Annotated in this window: 12 protein-coding genes, 1 tRNA gene and 2 pseudogenes; 3 read left to right on the top strand and 12 right to left on the bottom strand. The window is 61.7% G+C overall.

The genetic code is table 11. From position 1 onward, the window contains the following. Positions 1 to 512 precede the first annotated feature (512 nt). Positions 513 to 3590 (top strand): glycosyltransferase, encoded by a 3078-nt coding sequence (locus LPC10_RS18250; protein WP_231343836.1) that lies wholly within the window; start codon positions 513 to 515, stop codon positions 3588 to 3590. A 501-nt stretch (positions 3591 to 4091) separates the two neighbouring features. After that, positions 4092 to 5858 carry a glycosyl transferase family 90 gene (locus LPC10_RS18245; protein ID WP_231343835.1) on the top strand — a complete coding sequence of 589 codons (1767 nt, stop codon included), beginning with the start codon at positions 4092 to 4094 and terminating at the stop codon, positions 5856 to 5858. Between the two features lie 173 nt (positions 5859 to 6031). On the opposite strand, the gene LPC10_RS18240 is transcribed toward LPC10_RS18245, so the two are convergent. The 10 genes and pseudogenes from LPC10_RS18240 to rfbC form a co-directional block, all read right to left on the bottom strand. After that, positions 6032 to 6217: a hypothetical protein gene (locus LPC10_RS18240; protein WP_231343834.1), complete on the bottom strand. Its 186-nt coding sequence runs from the start codon at positions 6215 to 6217 to the stop codon at positions 6032 to 6034. A 90-nt stretch (positions 6218 to 6307) separates the two neighbouring features. Continuing rightward, positions 6308 to 6631, bottom strand: a pseudogene (locus LPC10_RS18235) (helix-turn-helix domain-containing protein); the annotation flags it as partial. 31 nt (positions 6632 to 6662) lie between these two features. Beyond that, a complete protein-coding gene (locus LPC10_RS18230) occupies positions 6663 to 7106 on the bottom strand; it encodes a peptidoglycan-binding protein (protein ID WP_231343833.1) in 444 nt (147 codons plus the stop codon). 78 nt (positions 7107 to 7184) lie between these two features. Next, positions 7185 to 8816 carry a hypothetical protein gene (locus LPC10_RS18225; RefSeq protein WP_231343832.1) on the bottom strand — a complete coding sequence of 544 codons (1632 nt, stop codon included), beginning with the start codon at positions 8814 to 8816 and terminating at the stop codon, positions 7185 to 7187. 497 nt (positions 8817 to 9313) lie between these two features. Beyond that, the gene (locus LPC10_RS18220; protein ID WP_231343831.1) at positions 9314 to 10816 is read right to left on the bottom strand and encodes a phosphomannomutase/phosphoglucomutase; all 1503 of its coding nucleotides are present in this window, start codon (positions 10814 to 10816) and stop codon (positions 9314 to 9316) included. Positions 10817 to 10980: 164 nt separating this feature from the next. After that, positions 10981 to 12450: a mannose-1-phosphate guanylyltransferase/mannose-6-phosphate isomerase gene (locus LPC10_RS18215; RefSeq protein WP_231343830.1), complete on the bottom strand. Its 1470-nt coding sequence runs from the start codon at positions 12448 to 12450 to the stop codon at positions 10981 to 10983. Between the two features lie 145 nt (positions 12451 to 12595). Further along, the gene (rfbA, locus tag LPC10_RS18210) at positions 12596 to 13462 is read right to left on the bottom strand and encodes a glucose-1-phosphate thymidylyltransferase RfbA (RefSeq protein WP_231343829.1); all 867 of its coding nucleotides are present in this window, start codon (positions 13460 to 13462) and stop codon (positions 12596 to 12598) included. A 16-nt stretch (positions 13463 to 13478) separates the two neighbouring features. Beyond that, positions 13479 to 14369 carry a dTDP-4-dehydrorhamnose reductase gene (rfbD, locus tag LPC10_RS18205; RefSeq protein WP_231343828.1) on the bottom strand — a complete coding sequence of 297 codons (891 nt, stop codon included), beginning with the start codon at positions 14367 to 14369 and terminating at the stop codon, positions 13479 to 13481. 2 nt (positions 14370 to 14371) lie between these two features. Further along, positions 14372 to 15430 (bottom strand): dTDP-glucose 4,6-dehydratase, encoded by a 1059-nt coding sequence (rfbB, locus tag LPC10_RS18200; protein WP_231343827.1) that lies wholly within the window; start codon positions 15428 to 15430, stop codon positions 14372 to 14374. 133 nt (positions 15431 to 15563) lie between these two features. Beyond that, positions 15564 to 16115, bottom strand: coding sequence for a dTDP-4-dehydrorhamnose 3,5-epimerase (gene rfbC, locus LPC10_RS18195; protein ID WP_231343826.1), 552 nt, complete (start codon positions 16113 to 16115; stop codon positions 15564 to 15566). 148 nt (positions 16116 to 16263) lie between these two features. On the opposite strand from rfbC, the pseudogene LPC10_RS18190 reads away from it, so the two are divergent. Next, positions 16264 to 16485, top strand: a pseudogene (locus LPC10_RS18190) (IS5/IS1182 family transposase); the annotation flags it as partial. A 442-nt stretch (positions 16486 to 16927) separates the two neighbouring features. On the opposite strand, the gene LPC10_RS18185 reads toward LPC10_RS18190, so the two are convergent. Beyond that, positions 16928 to 17017, bottom strand: a tRNA-Ser gene (locus LPC10_RS18185). A gap of 142 nt (positions 17018 to 17159) precedes the next feature. Continuing rightward, the gene (gene mdoH, locus LPC10_RS18180; protein ID WP_231343825.1) at positions 17160 to 19328 is read right to left on the bottom strand and encodes a glucans biosynthesis glucosyltransferase MdoH; all 2169 of its coding nucleotides are present in this window, start codon (positions 19326 to 19328) and stop codon (positions 17160 to 17162) included. Positions 19329 to 19356 lie beyond the last annotated feature (28 nt).

The following is a 19356-nucleotide window of genomic DNA, read 5'->3' as shown; positions in this document are numbered from 1 at the left end:
CTTTCGGCCGGACCAAGATCCGGGGGACCCTCAGATGATGGGTTGGCCTGCCCTCCCCATCGTGAGTGACATGGACATCCATCCGGACCGCGCGCACGCGGATCCCAGGCGGAAAGGGTGCGCTTCGCTTCGTCATGGCCTGATCCTCGCAAGAGTTGGAGCCCCGGGAAACCCAGCACGGTTCAGCGTGAGCCGCGGGTGCGACGTAGCCGAATGAGCAAACGAAACGGGAGCAGCTTGCGCCACCAACTCCAATCAGAGGAGGCTTGCACACCTTCAAAAGCCACTACCGCAGCATCCCAACGCTGCGGCCGACAAGATCGCATGCGTTGCAAAATTTTTAGCACCGGATTATAGCATCGACCCTGCGTAAACAGGCATCACTTGAAACAAATATTTTGCAGAAGAGCGCCGTCTTGCTGAAGGCGGCAGGTTTCAAAATCGAATTTAGTCGAGTCGATTGAACTAAAGATGCAATGCCTCATCAATCGCCATCAGCTGGAAATGCCATCATGAAGAAAAGCGCCAGATCAAACAGTAGTTTCCGCAATTCGGTTATCAGTTTCTACTCACGGATTTCTAATCGCCACTCTAGTAGAAATGCTATAAAATACTTTGATCACGAATGGTACAAGGCAATGTACCTACAAGATAAGCCAGACGTTGATCCTGTATCTCATTATCTGGCGCTGTCAAAAACCGGAGTATACGACCCCCATGCTCTCTTCGACTCCTCATATTACATTGACAGATATCCAGAGTGCCTAAGCTATAGCAAAAGTGTGATAGAATATTTCGCTGACGTTGGCATCTTAAACAACCACAGTCCGAATGCATTTTTTGATGCTGCGTACTATAAGCTAAAGTACAATGACGTTGCAACATCATTAACAGATTGGTTTGCTCACTACATCAATCATGGCTGGAAGGAAAGAAGATCGACACATCCTTTGTTTGATCACGTCTGGTACGTTGAAAACAATCCAGACGTGGCTCGCAATGGCAGGGATGGACTTGAGCACTATCTACGTTCAGGTATATTCGAGGGCAGAGACCCTAATATATTACTCGACGTGGACTTTCTACGGAGGCAAGCCAATGAACTAGTCTCCGACGACGAGAACCTTGTTTTGAGGTACCACGACGAAAAAAGTTTATGGCGATTAGATCCGTGTGAAGCCTTTGAAGTAGAGGCGTATTGCAAAAGCGCGGGTATTGATGTTGAGAATACTCATCCGCTGGTGCACTATATAACGCACGGAGCATACAGCTTCAACCCCAATAGTGTTTTTGATACAAAGTTTTATACCAGTCATTATAATGATATTGTTTCTGCAGGCGAAAATCCGTTGTCCCATTACCTCAAGGCCGGTGCCAATGAAGGACGGAATCCGTCTCGATTCTTCGATACTAAGTGGTACAGGAATACTTACCCGGACGTCGCGCAGAACAAAATGAACCCATTGAGTCACTTTCTCCGCTTTGGCCAGAAGGAAGGAAGAGAGTGCACGCCGAGTTTAGCAGCTAGCGCGCCGCCTGAGCTTGTTGAGCCTGCTCCAACTCTCCTTTCATTGGTCAAAGGCAAGGCGTTTCTTAGATCAAGCAGCAGCATTTGTTTTCCTAACCACAAGGCTCCTGTCGTCTCCATCATACTTGTTTTATATAACAAGTATAATTTAACGCTTGAATGTCTCCAAAGCATTTTCGCCAATGTCGATTACGAAGTGTGTCCATATGAAATCATCATCTATGATAATGGGTCTTCAGACGAAACCACGGAACTCAAACAACGAGTAAGCAATGTCCATTGGGTGGTAGATCAGACAAATTCCGGCTTCATTGAGGGTGTCAACAACGCTTTCACTTTTGTCCGTTGTCCACTTCTATTGTTGCTAAATAACGATACCTATGTGTTGCACGGCTCTCTCGAGCGAGCAGTTTCGCTCGTTGAATCAGACTCGAGCATTGGCGCAGTTGGCGCAAAACTAATCCTTCCGTCCGGCAGATTACAAGAAGCAGGAAGTATAATTTGGAATGATGGATCGTGCTTGGGATATTGCCGCGATGGCTCCCCCGACATGTCTGAAGCGAACTTCCAGCGAGATGTCGACTACGTTTCTGGCGCGTTTCTACTCACGCGGTCAGATTTATTTGAAAAGCTGGGAAAATTAGACGAGATTTACAAACCTGCATATTATGAAGAAACGGATTACTGCACCAAAATAAGAGATGTGGGCCTTCGTGTTGTATATGATCCTTTTGTCGAGATCATTCACGCCGAGTTTGGGAGCGCTGACAAAAAGTCGAATTCCATAGCGCAGCAGGAAAAAAATAAAGTAGTATTTCTGCGACGGAACCCAGGGATTGCATCGAAACTAACGCCAGTCCAATCAAATATCCTCAAAGCCAGATTTGCAAGCTCTGACCGTCTAAAAGTTCTGATTATTGACGACAAAGTTCCGCACGAATTTCTTGGCTCGGGCTTTCCTAGAAGTCAAAAGATTATCGAGCAACTTTCAAAAGCGGATTTCGACATAACATTCATTCCAACGAACGACTCTCCCCAAGATTGGACGTTGGTGCGGAACGCGATCGACGTTAAAAATGAGGTACTTTTCGGATTTGATGGTGATGCTATTCTCAGTCATCTTCGAGATCGCAAGGATTATTATGACGCAATACTCGTTAGCAGGCCTCATAACATGATTCGAGTCCGCCATGCTTTAGAACGAAATATTATCAATAAAGATGCAACTTTCATTGTATACGACGCGGAAGCTTTGTTTACCTATCGGGATGTTATGCAGTCGTCAATTGAGGGCGTGCATATTGACACGAATACTGTTGATTCCCTGGTGAAGGCGGAGGTGGAAATATCAGACGACGCCGATTTGATACTGAGTGTTTCAGAATCCGAATCGCAAATCTTCCGGAGCCACGGCAAGAATGTGCTGCTGCTTGGGCATTCTCTTCAAATCGCGCCGACTGCGAACACCTTCGCCGGAAGGAAAGATTTTCTATTTGTCGGGTCTTTGGCTGATGGCAATACGCCGAATACGGATTCGATTATTTGGTTTATAGAGGAGATTCTGCCTCGTATAGTCAAGGTTAATCCTGACTGTGTACTGCACTTAGTGGGAGATATCAAAAGCCGTCGCATTGAGTCTCTGTTGACCTCCAATATTATTTCTCATGGTCGTGTAAATGATGTTACGCCGTTCTATGATAAGTGTAAAGTTTTTGTGGCTCCAACTCGTTTTGCTGCAGGGATACCGCATAAAGTACATGAGGCTGCCGTGCATGGAATTCCCTGCGTAGTTACAAATTTGCTCGCAAAACAGCTTGCGTGGCGGAATGAGAACGAGCTGTTGTCAGCAGACAGTGCCGAAGATTTTGCGGCCAAATGTCTAGCTCTCTATGGGTCTGAAAAAATGTGGGAAACTATACGTCAAAATGCCTTAGAAGTGGTCGGTAAAGATTGTAGCCCGAACAGATTTGCTTCAACCGTCGACACTATTGCTCGCGGCATTGAAGTTGCCTGCCAGAAGAAACGGGCCGTGGCCCGGCCGGCTGGCGCGGGACCGGGTTGAATGAGAGGACCAGTTAAGACGGCCGTGTCGGCAGCATTCCTCCCAGGAAGAGTGCTATTCCGGCCCGATCATGCTGTCCTCGATGCTACAGCAGGCGGCGCTTCCGACATGCCTCAGTCTCGCACTATTAGAGAGTTCTACAATACCAAAACCATCACCGACGACCAGGTGAACGCCGCGGCCGAGGCCTATCTCGCGGATCCCAAGGCCGCCGCCGCACACCCGATCGCCAACGCGGCTAATGCCTCGCGACCTCCTGGCGGTCGTGGCCGGTCACGCCTCGGCCAACGCCGTCGTCGCCAATTGCGAGGGCAGCCCCCGGCCTGACCCGCAACGCCGTACAGACCGCGAACTTGCGGGCACGGCCGCCCCTGAAGTGATTGGGCGGAAACTTAGAGTGCCTCACAAAACTCCCGGTCTCTGACCGTTCTCGTTCTGGCGGTAACAGCGCAGCGGGAGTTTTGTGAGAGACACTTAGCCCCTATCGAGCCTGAGACGAGAATGATTCCGCCAGCGCCCACCTTCCGAGAGCTAACAACGCTTCATCTCGCCGAGGAGATCCGGCGCTGGGGCTGGGTCATCGGACCTCATACCTACGGCCTTCCGCGGGTGCTCGAGCCCGGACTGGCGACGCTATCGATCGGAGCGTTCTGCTCAATTGGTCCGAACGTTACCATCGTACTCGGCAACCATCGAACCGATCTCATCACAACCTATCCGTTCAGGGCCATCTCAGACATTACGGGCGGGTGCCTTTGGGAAAATGCCGATCAGTGTTCTGAGCCCGACCACGAAAGCCGGGGCAGTGTGGTAATCGGTCATGAAGTCTGGCTCGGCGCCAACAGTGTAGTGCTGTCCGGCGTCACGATCGGCCACGGCGCGATCATAGGTGCAGGCTCCGTCGTGAGTAGGGATGTTCCCCCCTACGCAGTGGCGGTCGGCAATCCCGCTGCCGTTAAGCGCTTCCGCTTCGACGAAGCAACGATCGCGCAAATGCTGGATACCAATTGGTGGACGTGGACTGAGGCACAGGTCGACAAAGCCCTGCCATACATTCTCAGTTCCGACACTAAACAGTTCCTAGCGTATGCTGCAACTGTTGCTCAAGCAGATGTCGAGACACCATCTGCCGAGTCGATGGGGGACGTCGCAGATGGTGCGTTCGACAACTCAACTGTTGAGCGGAACTTGCAAAGCAAGCAATATCAGGTTAGTAAAGGTGCAATAAACCTTCGTCGGGGCAACATGAAAACGCTTGCTCATCAAGATAGGCTTGCGGTCATAAGATCTTGGGTCGACTTACAGTTAAGTGGCTTTAGCGACCGCACCTACAGCAAGTCCGCGGCATTTGAATATTTTAATCATCTTAATAGGACCAACGGAGATGTATTTATTATTAATGTGCGGGAAGGAAGGGCAAATTTAGCCGAAAAGCCTCAAGAAGGTCGGCATGTACATTACGAACAAGCTCTGGCAAGAGCACAGAGATATCACTCCTTTTTTTGGTCCGTAGCCGCGAGATTTCCGTCTCAGATCGATGCGACGATCGCCGTTCATGTGGGCGACGGTGCTTTTGAGAGTGAGGACGCGCCGGTCTTCTCGTTCCAAAAGCGGCGCGGGCAAAGGTGCCCCCTCCTGCCTGATATCGATCTGATCCGGGTGGATTTCCTCACCGCCCCGGAGTTCGCTGACAAGACACCCTATGCGGCAAAAAGCAACTCGGCGATCTTCGCTGGCGCAACGAGCGGCTATAGGATTTCGCCTCGTGCCATCATAGCGAATGAAGTGCCAAGAATCAGGGCCGGCCTCTACTTCCGCCGGAGCCCGAACGTTCATTTCTATATTCCAAAGATCGCCGACTGCGACTCGCCCGATGCACGGAGCTTCCTTGAAGGGCTTGGCTTCGGAGATGGGAACATTGTTTCATGGCAGGATCAGATGAAGCATAAGTTCATGCTCAGCATGGACGGAAGCGGCCCATCGCTCACGCGTATCGTGGTTGGCCTACAGAGCCGCTGCGCACTTATTCAATACGCATCGGATCACGTCTTATATTACACGGACGGGTTGCTTTCGGGCGCGCACTACCTGTCTGTAATGCAGGACGGTGAGGTGGAAACGATCATTGCGAATGAATGTGCGGCGCCCGGCCACTATGCCGACGTTGCTCGGCAGGGATCAGAATTCGTCTCAAACTTTCTGTCGCACGACATGGTCATGCACTACGGCAACGAGATGATGAGTCGTTACTCCAATCTCTTTGAGTAGTGCGGTTGAAAAATCAAATAAGTATCATTCAGGGCTAGCTTTAAGATCTAAAAAGATAGGAATGAGGAAGCAACCATGTCAACGCCGGATGTTTAGGTCCGAGTTGTCCTGAAACGATGAGCCCCCCGCCAGCGGACCGTGCGGGGCTGATGTCATAGAGCGGAGAGCCTGGGCTAGTTGGCCGGCAAGCACGTCTGCAGCCAACTGGCGATCAGCTGGAAATCGGGCTGGATCACCAGCAGGAAATATCCGAGGGCCAGGGCGATCCCGAGCAGCGCGAAAAGCCTGGGCCATCGGACCGGCGGTGGATCCTGCTCTTGATCCCTCGGCGCGATCAACACGAAGATCTGCCCGAGCACGATGAGACAGAGCCATCATGCGTTGATGTCAGAGACAATCAGCCACCCGGGAAAGCCGGACCCGCGCTAGACCAGCGACCACATCGCGCTCCTGGTGAAGAAGCGCGACAGCCCACTCAGGCTCACCGCGGCGCCGTGCTCCTGCAAGGTTGCCCGCACCTCGCGCAGGTAGGCATGAGACTGGACCTCAAGGGTCTGCAGGATCAGGGCCGCATGCGCCTCGGTTTTATGCGAATGCCGGTCTGCGCCCATTGGCTTGGCAGCAATCTCGCCGTCCGCCCTGAAGCGAGCGTGCCAGCGGATCGCGCTGGCCTTGCCCACTCCGAACCGCTCTGCCGCCTGTCGACACGAGGCGCCCGCCTCGACGGCGGCGATCACCCGCTCGCGAAGATCCTGCGACAGGGCTGCAGCCATGTTGCTCCTCCGTGGTCCGAAAACCAAGGAATCACAGCAGCCGAGCGTGTGCGCCGCGTAGGTGCCCCGGAGGGGCCTCGTTGTCGGCGATGGAGCGATCGCCGCGGACCAGCGTGCCGTCGCCCTGGATGATGATGTGGTAGTGCGAGCGATCGAGGCCAGTCGCCTTGTGCGGGCCCGCCGTCCAATGGACGATGATGCGCTCCATCTTGGCGCTCGGCAGCCAGGCCGGGACCAGCGCGTAGGCGGGATCGGCCGGGACGGGGGCAGGCGCGGGGCTCGCCGGGCTTGCGCTACCCGCCTGAAGCGCTGCCTGCGTCTTTGGGCCAGGGTCGCCATCCACGGTCAGCCCAGCGTCGCGCTGGAACGCCCGCACAGCCGCCTCGGTCCGCTTCCCCGCGACGCCGTCCGCTCCCGAGGGTCCGAGGTCGTACCCGCGCGCCAAGAGAGCGCGCTGGATCTCAGCGACGGTCATGGTGGTGTTCTACGATGTCGAGGGAAGGTGTCAGGCTCGGGCCGGGTGGCACGGCGAAAGCGGGCTACCGAAGATGGATCACCAGCTCGAGAGAGCGGCCCGCTTCCAACTGTTGGCGGCGACACAGACGTAGACGAAGCCGGTGTCGAAGGTGATCGCGCCGGCGATGCAGGTCGCCGAGGCCGATGCGGGCGCCGTAGCCGGGATCACGGCGGGCGAGCTCAGTGAACCGAGGTAGGTTGGAGCCGAGCCTTTTGCGGAAACGGCGATCGGTCCCGAAGTCGAAGAAACCGCACTCGTTCCCGAAGGGCTGCTTGCGCCGCTAAGCGTCAGCGCGCCGCCGCCGTTGACTCCAGCAACGCTGGCCCCGCCTCCGATCACGACGGGTGAAGTGGCCGAGCCGAGGTTCGTGGCGGACGCACCTGCAGCCGAGACACGGATGGGGCCGGTCGTAGCCGTGATCGAGGCCGCATCGCCCGCGCTGGCCGCCCCGTCGAACTTGAGGCCATTGGCGCCGACGATGGTTCCATGGGTGGAGAAGAACCCATTGGCGAAGACGGCCGTGCCGGTCGTCGTCAGGCTAGCGAATTGCGCGTCCCCATTCGACTTGATCCAGAGCGGCCGGGCGTTCAAGTTGCCGACCGTGTCATCGTTGACCTCCAGCACGTAGTCACGAACCGCCCCGCGCAGCATGCGGATGCCGGCCGCGAATTTGGCTTGCGCCGGGTTTAGGCTCGACACGTAGAAGGCCGCATCACACGGCGCGTTGCCGCCACAGACGGCGTTCGTCGCGTAGATGGTGCTTCTGCCAGTACCCCCGACACCCGCGTAAAAGTCTGCCGTGTGGTCGATCCCGGTCTTGTTGTAGACATCGAACTCCACGGCTACGGCAGAGCCGGTTGCTCTGTGCTCCAGCGCGGACGTGATGTTCATCCCGTAGGCCCGCCCGCCCTTGACGCCGGCCCCCACATTGCCAGTGGCCGTAATGCCGACGATGTCCTTGCACCCTTTCAGCGGCGTTCCCACGCAATTGCCGCTGTCGTAGGTCGTCGCTCGCACGAATAAAGCCGATTTCTGATAGTTGGATGGGGCGGGCGAGTCGCGCGTAATCATACCAATGTTGACGACGGTGTCGGTGTCAGGCGTCGTCGAAGTCTTGAGGAACGTGTAGTTGGGATAGTTCGTTAGGTCGCCGATGTTTGCGAGGCGTCCCGCCGTGAAGGTAGCTCCGCGCGAGAAAAAGGGGACGCCCGCGGGGGGCTCGAAGTCTCGATCGAGGCGGTACTTGCCCGGCGCCACGGCAATGCTATGACCCGTATTCGCCGCCGCCGCACTTGCCGCGGCAAAGGCGGGAGCGCTATCGCTGCGCCCTACCGGATCCGCCCCCCGATCGAGCACAGCAGCCTCCTCCGCAGTGCGCGGGGCGGTCCGGCACAGTACGGTGCCCTCGGCAAGCACGCATAGGTCGGACCCGTCGCCTTGCTCCACCATCTTGCGACCGGCGGGCAGGGCCTCCATCATCGTGCCGATGCCGATCGTGTTATTCGGTCGCCGATAGATCAGCCGGCCATCAGCGGTGTTGGTTGCAATCTCGCCCTCGGTGAGCCGCGGCGGCACACGGCCCGGCTCTTTGGAGTACTGCAGATCAAGCGCATGCGCAGCCGAGCCTGCCAGCCCGCACAGGAGAAGGGTTGCGAGGGATCTTTGCATCGGGCCTCTCAGAGCCTGTTTGAGATCCTCCGCCGGCCGCCCCCTCTGTCTCATTTGCCAGCACAAATTCCGCGTGGCGTGGCGGAGCGGAGAGCAGATGCGGACGGACCGACATCGGACGCGTCATGAGGCGCGCCTGAAGGACATGGTGTTGCAGGTGGGCCTGGACGAGGTGGTCCGCTTGCCGGAGCGAGCCCATCCGCCAGGCCGTGCGGATGCGACGCCGGCGTGCCTGTTGGTGGCAGGGATGCGTGGCACCCGCGGATGGGCGGAGACTGGTGGGGTTGCCTCCAGGCTTTCCGCTCTGGTGCACGATCTACGGCTGGTTCCGGCGCTGGGTCATGAAGGATCTGTTCGAGGCTTTGATGCGGGCTCTGGCTCGCCGGCAGCGGCGGCGCTGCGGACGGCGGCCCAATTCACACCTTGGGGCTTGCCGTCTTCCTCACTGCGCATTTGTTCCATGGTCAAGCTTATCTTGATATTCAATTATCAGATTATCAGATGGTCTGGTTGTAGGCCCCGACCTCCGGATGCTGGCGCAGCACGCCGTCTACCGCGGCGAACATCTCCCGCAGCCGCGCCTCGGAGACCGGGCTCTCCACCACCACCACCAGTTCCGGCTTGTTCGAGGAGGCCCGCACCAGCCCCCAGGTGCCGTCGTCCGTCGTCACCCGCACGCCGTTGACCGTCACCAGATCGGTGATCGCATGGCCGCCCACCGGCTCGCCTGCCGCCTGGAGCGCCCGGAACCGCTCGGTCACCGCCTCGACCACACCGTACTTCACCTCGTCGGCGCAGTGCGGCGACATGGTCGGCGAGCCCCAGGTCTTCGGCAGCGCCCGGTAGAGGTCGGCCATGGTCTGCCCCGGATTGCGGTCGAGCATCTCGATCACCGCGATGCCCGTCAGCAGGCCGTCGTCGTAGCCCCGCCCCACCGGCGCGTTGAAGAAGAAGTGGCCCGACTTCTCGAAGCCGGCCAGCGCCGAGAGCTCGTTGACCCGGCGCTTGATGTAGGAGTGCCCCGTCTTCCAGTAGTCGGTGCGCACGCCGCGGCCCTGAAGCTCGGGATCGGCGGCGTAGAGGCCGGTCGATTTCACGTCGACCACGAAGGTCGCGTTCGCGTGCAGCTTCGACAGGTCGCGGGCCAGCATCACCCCGATCTTGTCGGCGAAGATCTCCTCGCCCTCGTCATCGACCACGCCGCAGCGGTCGCCGTCGCCGTCGAAGCCGAGGCCGACATCGGCACCGGTCTCGCGCACCTTGTCGGCGATGGCGTGCAGCATCGCCATGTCCTCGGGGTTGGGGTTGTAGCGCGGGAAGCTGTGATCCGGCTCGACATCGAGCGGGATCACCTCGACGCCGAGTCGCTCCAGAAGCGCGGGGGCGAAGGCGCCGGCCGTGCCGTTGCCGCAGGCCGCCACGACCTTCAGCTTTCGCGAGACGGGTTTGGCGCGCGCCACGAGGTCGTCGAGATAGACCTGAGCGAAGTCGGAGACGAATTCGTAGGCGCCGCCGTCGCGGTACTGGAACGCGCCCGTGGTGACGATCTCCTTGAGGCGGCCCATCTCGTCGGGGCCGAAGGTCATCGGGCGCTCGGCCCCCATCTTCACGCCGGTCCAGCCGTTGTCGTTGTGCGAGGCGGTGACCATGGCCACGCAGGGGCAATCGAGGGCGAACTGGCCGAAATAGGCCATCGGCGAGAGCGCGAGCCCGATATCCTTCACCCGCAGCCCCGCCGCCTGCATCCCGGCGATCAGCGCGAGCTTGATCGAGGCGGAGTAGGCGCGAAAGTCATGGCCGGTGACGATGTCGGGGCGCACGCCGCGCTCATGGATCAGCGTGCCGAGGCCGAGGCCGAGCGCCTGGACGCCCATCAGGTTGATCTCCTGCGGGAACAGCCAGCGGGCGTCGTACTCGCGAAAGCCGGTGGGCTTGACCATCGGCAACTGCTCGAAGGCGAAAGTGCCAAAAGGAAGCATTTTCATCGGTACTGGAAACATTTCAACACCTTGAGATGATCGCTTATTTTAGCTGAATTTATGAGATAAAGTTAGCTAAGGTTCATATTTTGTTAAAGCATATATAACGCTAATAATTCAATTAAAGTATTGAATCGAAAATAATTGTAGGAGGGTTGGACTGTGATATGCCTTAGTAATAATGGTCAGGACTGGTGAGCCTCATCTACTTGCGATGAGAGATGACGGCCATATATGTCCTCGACCCGAATAATATCATCTTCGCCTGTGTAGGAGCCGACCTGGACCTCGATCAGCTCGAGCGGGATTTTTCCGGGATTGGTCAGGCGGTGCCGCGAGCCAATCGGCAGGTAGACCGCCTCGTTCTCGTGCACGAGGATGATCTGGTCGTTCAGCGTCACCTCGGCCGTGCCCTTCACCACCACCCAGTGTTCGGCCCGGTGGAAGTGCTTCTGCAGCGAGAGCCGCCCGCCCGGCGTCACCATGATCCGCTTCACCTGGAAGCGCTCGCCGATATCGATGCGCTGATACCAGCCCCAGGGGCGGTACATCCGGCGGTGGGCATCCGCCTCCGGATGCGCCTTCTCGCGCAGCACGGTCACGAGATCCTTGACCTTGCCCGACTTCGCCTTGGAGGCGACCAGCACCGCGTCGGGGGTCGCGACCACCACGACGTCGTCGAGTCCGACCACCGTGGTGAGCCCGTCGCCCTCGCTATGGACGAGGCTGCCCGTGGTCTCCACGAGTTCGACGCGGCCGCGCACGGCGTTGCCCTGGGCGTCGCGCTCCAGCACCTGCCACACCGCGTCCCAGGTGCCGACATCCGACCACGCGAAGGAGACGGCGAGCACCCCGGCTCGCGTCGTACGCTCCATCACCGCGTAATCGATTGAGGTTTTCGGCGCCCGGGCGAAGGATTCGGCCTGGAGCCGGACGAAGTCGAGATCGGTGGCGGCGTTGGCGAGCGCGCCGCGGGCGGCTTCCAGCACCTCCGGTGCATGCGCTTCCAGCTCGGCGATCATCACGTCGGCGCGGAACAGGAAGTAGCCCGAGTTCCACAGGGCGCCCTCCCCGATCAGGCGCTCGGCGCCGGCCGCGTCGGGCTTCTCCACGAAGCGCTCGACCCGGTGGAGGCCCGGCGCATCGGGGAGTGCGCCGCCGGTGCGGATGTAGCCGTACTCGGTCGCCGGCCGGGTCGGCGTGATGCCGAGCGTCATGATCTGGCCGAGCCGGGCACCGAGCGCGGCCTCCCGCGCGGCGCGGGCGAACGCGGCGGCGTCCTCGATCACATGGTCGGCGGCCATCACCAGCACCACCGTCTCCGGCCCGCGGCGGGCCGCGTGAAGGGCGGCCACCGCGACGGCGGCGGCGGAGTCGCGCCGCTCGGGTTCGAGCAGGATGTCGGCAGCGACGCCCGCCTGCGCGAGTTGCTCGGCGACGATGAAGCGGGACTCGGCCGAGGCGATGACCGTCGGTCTCACGAACACGGCCTCGTCGGCGACGCGGCGGACGGTGGCCTGGAAGGTCGAGGTCGCGGGATCGACCAGCGGCGTGAATTGCTTCGGCATACTCTCGCGCGAGGCCGGCCACAGCCGCGTGCCCGAGCCGCCACATAGGATCACCGGGAGCACGTGAGTTGGTTCTTGTTTCACCATGATACAATTCCCATCAAAACATAAGTCTGGCATCGCAGTACTTGTGCCAAACGCGGCTTTAACTATCATCTTTCAAGGCAGGCATTGCTATAAATTTACATACGTAATCATGATATTCCTGTTCATATGATGAAGCCGCAAATCACTAACAATCTAGTAGCCGTAACAAGCTCTGACCGTAGCTAGTTTTGGCGAACAGCTCACCGCGTGCCTGCAACTGCTCGCGGCCGATGAAGCCCTGCAGGTAGGCGATCTCTTCGAGACAGGCGACCTGAAGACCCTGACGGCGCTGCAGCACCCGCACGAACTCGGCGGCCTCCAGCAGGCTGTCGTGGGTCCCCGTGTCGAGCCACGCATAGCCGCGGCTCATTTGCTCGACATGAAGCTGGCCGCGTTCGAGATAGGCTTGGTTGACCGATGTGATCTCGAGTTCGCCTCGGTCCGAGGGCTTCACCTCCGCGGCGATGTCGAGAACCTGATTGTCGTAGAAGTACAGCCCCGTCACCGCCCAGGGGCTCTCCGGCGTCTTGGGCTTTTCCACCAGCCGCAAGGGCCGGCCGGACTCGTCGAGGGTGACGACGCCGTAGGCTTCTGGATGATCGACGTGGTAGGCGAACACCGTCGCCCCGCTCTTGCGGGTGCGCGCGTTGGCGAGCAGGTCGCTCATGCCATTGCCGAAGAACAGGTTGTCGCCGAGCACCAGCGCCACGTCGTCGCTGCCGACGAAGTCGCGGCCGATGATGAAGGCCTGGGCCAGCCCTTCGGGCCGCGGCTGCACCGCGTAGGTGAAGGTGACGCCGAACTGCTCACCGGTGCCGAGAAGGCGCTGGTAGTTGCCGAGATGCTCCGGCGAGGAGATGACGAGGATCTCGCGGATGCCGGCGAGCATCAGCACCGAGATCGGGTAGTAGATCATCGGCTTGTCGTAGACCGGCAGCAACTGCTTGTTGATCGCCAGCGTGGCCGGATGCAGCCTTGTGCCGGAGCCGCCAGCGAGCACGATGCCCTTCATGCGAAACACGTCCTGATCAGTGGGAGCGAACCGGCCCGACCAGCCGGTCGAGGATGTCGTCGAGCGCCGGCTCCCAGCTTCGCGGCGCGAGGCCGTAGGCGTCGGTCAGGCTCTGCGTGGAGAGGCGCGAGTTCACCGGGCGCCGGGCCGGCGTCGGGTAGGCGGAGGTCGGGATGCCCTCGACCGGCACCGAGCGCCCGCCGCGCCGGGCCGAGCCCGCGACGATGGCGCGGGCGAACTCGCACCACGTGGTCGCGCCGTCGTTGACGCAGTGGAAGGTGCCGATGGGCGCGGCCTCGTCGCCCGCCAGCCGCAGGGCGATGGCGGCGAGTGCACCTGCGAGATCGGCCGCGGAGGTCGGGCAGCCGTGCTGGTCCTCGACAACGGTGAGCCGATCCCGCTCGCCCGCGAGCCGCAGCATCGTCTTGACGAAATTGCCCCGGTGCGGGCTCACCACCCAGGCGGTGCGGACGATGGCGTGGCGCGGATTGCCGGAGCGCACCGCCATCTCGCCGGCCGCCTTGCTCGCACCGTAGACGCTCTGCGGGTTCACCGGCGCATCGGGGGCGTAGAAGCCTTCGCCCGACCCATCGAACACGTAGTCGGTCGAGACATGGACGAGCGGGATCGCCCGCCGCTTCGTCTCGGCGGCGAGGAGGGCCGGCGCCAGCGCGTTCAGGCGCCAGGCGGCCGCGACCTCTGTCTCGGCCTTATCGACGGCGGTGTAGGCGGCCGTGTTGATCACCGCCGCATAGGTGCGCGCGTCGAGAGCAGCCGCAACGGCCGCCTCGTCGGTGATGTCGAGGCTCTGCCGGTCGGGGGCGTGGACCCGCACGCCCTCGGGCCAGGGAAAGGCCTGAAGCTCCGTGCCGACCTGGCCGGCGCCGCCGAGGATCAGGATGTCCATGTTCAGGCGCTCTTGGGCGTGAGGCCGAGGCGCTCGCCGGAATAGCGGCCCTCGCGGATCGGGCGCCACCACGCCTCGTTGTCGAGGTACCAGCGCACGGTCTCCGTCAGCGCCTCCTCGAACACCTTGGTCGGCCGCCAGCCGACCTCGGCTTCCGCCTTCGACGGGTCGATGGCGTAGCGGCGGTCATGGCCGGGCCGGTCGGCCACAAAAGTGATCAGGCGCTCGTGCGGGCCGTTCTCGGGCTTGAGTTGGTCGAAGGCGGCACAGAGCGCCTTCACCACGGCGAGGTTGTTGCGAACCGAGCGCCCGCCCAGCAGGTAGGTCTCGCCGAGCCGGCCGCGCTCCAGCACCGCGACGAGGCCGCGGGCATGGTCCTCGACATGGATCCAGTCGCGCTCGTTCAGGCCGTCGCCGTAGACCGGCAGCGGCTTGCCCTCCAGCGCCGCCAGGATCATCAGCGGGATCAGCTTCTCGGGGAAGTGACGCGGTCCGTAATTGTTCGAGCAGTTCGTTACCAGCACCGGCAGGCCGTAGGTCTCGTGCCAGGCGCGGGCGAGGTGGTCGGAGGCCGCTTTCGAGGCCGAGTAGGGCGAGCGCGGATCGTAGCGGCTCTCCTCGGTGAAGAACGCGTCCGGCGGCAGCGAGCCGTAGACCTCGTCGGTCGAGACGTGGAGGAAGCGGAACGTCGCCTTGGCTTCGCGGGAGAGGCTCTCCCAATGGGTGCGGGCGCCGTCGAGCATGACCTGGGTGCCGATCACGTTGGTGCGCACGAAGGCACCCGGATCGGTGATCGAGCGATCGACATGGCTCTCGGCGGCCAGATGCATCACCGCCTCGGGCTTGAAGTCTGCATAGAGTGCGTGGACGCGGGCCGGATCGCAGATGTCGGCCTGCTCCAGGCGGTGGCGCGGGTCGTCGGCCAGCGGCTCGAGGGAGATCGGGTTGGCAGCGTAGGTCAGGGCGTCGAGGGTCAGCACCTCGTGGCCGAGGTCCTGCACCAGATGCAGCACGAGGGCGGAGCCGATGAAGCCGCAGCCGCCCGTTACCAGAATGCGCATCGATCCCAACTCCGTCCAATTCCTGCCAGCGGGGTCGGCATCCGCGGGATGGGCAAGGGCCACGCTCGGCCGCGCCGACGCCAACCTGAGGTCGGGTTCAATCCGCCCGACCGAACGATCTCGATACCTTGACTCAGAACACCCGCCCGAGATCGGCCAGAAGCGGCGCCGCCTTGTCCTTGCCCGAGAGGATCGCATCCGCTTCGGCCACCGGCCAAGCGATGCCGATGGCCGGATCGTTCCAGCGCAGGTTCCGGTCGTCGGCCGGGCTGTAATAGGCGTCCACCTTGTAGGCGACCATGGTGTCCGGCTCCAGGGTGCAGAAGCCATGGGCAAAGCCGGCGGGCACGAAGAGCTGCTCACCGCCCGCTGCATCGAGCCGCACCGCGACGTGGTGGCCGTAGGTCGGAGAGTCGGAGCGCAGATCGACGGCGACATCGAGGATCGCCCCGGCGAGCACTCGGACCAGCTTGGCCTGGGCGTTGGGTGCCACCTGGAAGTGCAGACCCCGGATCGTACCGGCTGGCGCGGAGAACGATTGGTTGTCCTGCACGAAGGCGTTGGCGATGCGGCGCTCGGCCAGCAGGTCGGCGCGGTACACCTCGGAGAACCAGCCGCGATCGTCGCCGTGGCGCTTCGGGATGACCCGCTTGACCGCCGGGATCTCGGTCTCGATCACCTGCATCCGCCGTTCCTAACTCGTCCGTCCGGGTTCGCCCAAGGCGTAGGCCGTGCGAAGGCGGCGAAGTCAAGGCCGCATTAGATCCATTTCGGTGCAGCTGAAGTTTATGGCGTGCCGGTCTGGTGCACAGAACGAAACACGATGATAAGTTGCCTTGGCAACGAGCATCACCTTCGCGATCGTGTGCAAGCAACCGGTGCAGGTCGGCAACGTCGTCCAGGCGTGCAGATGGGTGGTCGAGCGCTTCTGCGCATGGAACAGCCGCAACAGCTGCTACTGGAAGGCCCTTGGGGCCATCCTCACCTCGGCTCAAGCTATCCTCTACGCCGCTGCAATTATGATCCACATCCAACGCCCTGAGTGCACCTTATAAATCATTGGGTATTTGATCCCGCGAAGAGGTGCACCCGCCTCAAGCTGATTAAGCGGAGCATATACGGCCGCGCCAAGTTCGATTTCCTGCGCCAGCGTGTCCTACATGCCGCATGAGGTCGACCAGCAGAGCTTGGCCGCAAGGCAGCCTACCAGCATCGAAAGTGCGGACGAACCGTTTTTCCACGCCGATTCTCAACCCTGACGGTGTATGAAACGCGGAGATTAAGATGTGGCCTGGAAACATGTATCTTGCTGAATGCTCAACCAGGGAGCCAGCAGGGAAGCGTTGGCTGACGGCAATGGGCGAGTAGCTGGGGAGTCTTCCGAGGAGGTCCGATAGGGTCCAGTGCAAGTGGCCCAAAAATGTGGGCTAATTTGAGGGTTTGCAGCCTGAATTAAACCGAAAATGATAACGACTGCAATTACTTGCTGAATTCAATTGGCGGAAGGGGTGGGATTCGAACCCACGGTGGAGTTGCCCCCACGGCGGTTTTCAAGACCGCTGCCTTAAACCACTCGGCCACCCTTCCTTGCCTGTCGGAGCCGCGCGATCGCGCCCGGCTCTGCGGTCGATGCTTGTCTATGGCCGCCGGGGGATCAGCGTCAACGTTCGAGACGCGGATCGGGCCCTTGCTGCCCCGGGCGCGGAGCAAGTTTGTAGGCGGGTCGGCTTCAGGCGGGCCGCAGACGGGTGAGCTGGTCCAGCGCCGCGCGGTCGTGGAGCAGGGCGAAGCGCTCTTTTGGGGCGAGCCAGGCCTGCGCTTCGGCCACGGTTTCCGCCTCCACGATCTTGGCGCGGGCGAGCGTGCGGTCTGCGTCGATATTTCCGCGGGGCCGAGGCGCACCTTCGGGCAGCATCGCCGCGTGCGCCTGGGCAAGGGCGGCGTCGGCGTGGAGGGCGGCCAGCGCGTCCGCGTCGTCGAAGCCGCGCGCCGCGTTGCGGCGGGCGAGTTCGCCCGCGCGCAGCGCGATGGCCGGCGGCGTCTGCTCCTCGGGCGTCACCAGGAGGCCGCGGTGCTTCAGGGCGAGGCCGAGTGCCAGTTGGCCGCTGGCCCAGGAGAGCGGGATCGCCAGGACGAGGCCGAGGATCGTCGGCGACATCCATAGGAACAGGGAGGTGGCGATGGCGAACGCCGCAATCCCTGTGACCACGCCGAGGCCGGTGTGCCAGCGGTGGCGGCGCACGATATCGGAGACCGGAATTGAGCCGTCGTCGCGGCGCTGCGGGTTCCAGCCGGTGTCGCGCCCGGCCAGGATCTGGAACACCGAGCCCGACTGGATCAGCATCGCGATCGGCGCGATCAGCGCCGAGAGCAGGATCTCGATCAGGAAGGACAGGGTCAGCCGCCCCGCTCCGCCGCTCGCCCGCCGGGTCTCGGTGTCGAGCAGCGCGAGGATGAGGCCCAAGACCTTCGGGGCGAGCAGGATGCCCATGGTGAGTGCGAAGAGCTGGAGCGCGCGCACCGGGTCGAAGCGCGGCCAGACGGGGTAGAGGCCGAACTCAGCGGAAAAATATTCGGGCCGTACCCAGGCGGTCTGCAGAACGATGATGATACCGATCACGAGCTGCGCGAGCCAGAGCGGCGAGGCGACGTAGCCGGCGATTCCCGTGGCGAAGTGCTGGCGCGAGGCCGGCGCGAGGCCTGCCGCGCCGATGACGCGGGCGTGCTGGAGATTGCCCTGCGCCCAGCGCCGGTCGCGCACGGCGAGGTCGATCAGCGAGGGCGGGCTCTCCTCGTAGGAGCCCTCCAATTGCGGCAGCATGGTCACGCCCCAGCCGGCGCGGCGGATCAGCGCCGCCTCGACGAAGTCGTGGCTGAGGATGTGGCCGCCGAACGGCGGGCGGCCCTTGAGGTCGGGCAGGCCGGCGGCCTCGGCGAAGGCCTGCATCCGGATGATCGCGTTGTGGCCCCAGTAATTGCCGTCGCGGCCCGACCAGACCGAGAGGCCGGTGGCGATGACGGGGCCGTAGATGCGCGCGGCGAATTGCTGGAGCCGGGCGAACAGCGTGTTGCGGTTGATGATGAGCGGCAGACTCTGGATGATGCCCGCCTGCGGGTCGGCCTCCATCGCCGCCGTCAGCCGCACGATGCAGTCGCCGGTGAGCAGGCTGTCGGCGTCGAGCACCAGCATGTGGTCGTAGGCGCCGCCCCAGCCGGTGACGAAATCGGCGATGTTGCCGGCCTTGCGGTGGTGGTTCTTCGCCCGGTGGCGGTAGTAGAGGCGCGCCTCAGGGCCGAGTTCCTCGCGCAACTCCAGGAAGGCGCGCTCCTCGGCGATCCAGGCATCGGCTTGCGTCGAGTCGGACAGCACGAACCAGTCGAAATGGCGCCCGAGGCCGGTGGCCTCGACCGCCTCGTGCATCGCCTGCAGCCCGGCGAAGACCCGGGCACTGCCCTCGTTGTAGACCGGCATGACGATGGCGGTGCGGGTGGCGAGACGCGCAGGCATCGGCGCCAGAGGCGGCCGCCGCAGCAGCGCCGCGAAGCCGAGCAGCGCGGCGGTAAACGCCAGCGCGATCCAGGAGAAGTTCAGGACGAACAGGACCAGCAGCACGTACTGGAGCCAGGTGGCGCCGCCGGAGACCGAGATCACCTCGTACATCTGCCACGCGCCGTAGACGGTGAGCGCGGCGGCCCCACCGAACACGAACAGCCGCGCCGCCAGCGGCCCGCCGCCGCCGTTGCGGCGCGTCGCCGGCCGGTTGCGCAGGTCCTGCACCGGCATGGACAGCGGCGCCCGCTTCGGCATGGCGGCCCGAGCGAGGCCGGTCTCGGCAGGGTCTTCCACCGGCGCGGGGCGGTCCATTAGGGTCGAGACGCTGGCGGCGGGGTCGGGCATCGTCGCTCCGGCGAGAATTCGGGGGAGG

Origin of the sequence: Methylorubrum sp. B1-46 (genome assembly GCF_021117295.1) — a bacterium.
Lineage (GTDB): Bacteria > Pseudomonadota > Alphaproteobacteria > Rhizobiales > Beijerinckiaceae > Methylobacterium.
Note: the sequence above shows the minus strand (reverse complement) of the source record. Positions and strands in the feature narration are given on the sequence as shown.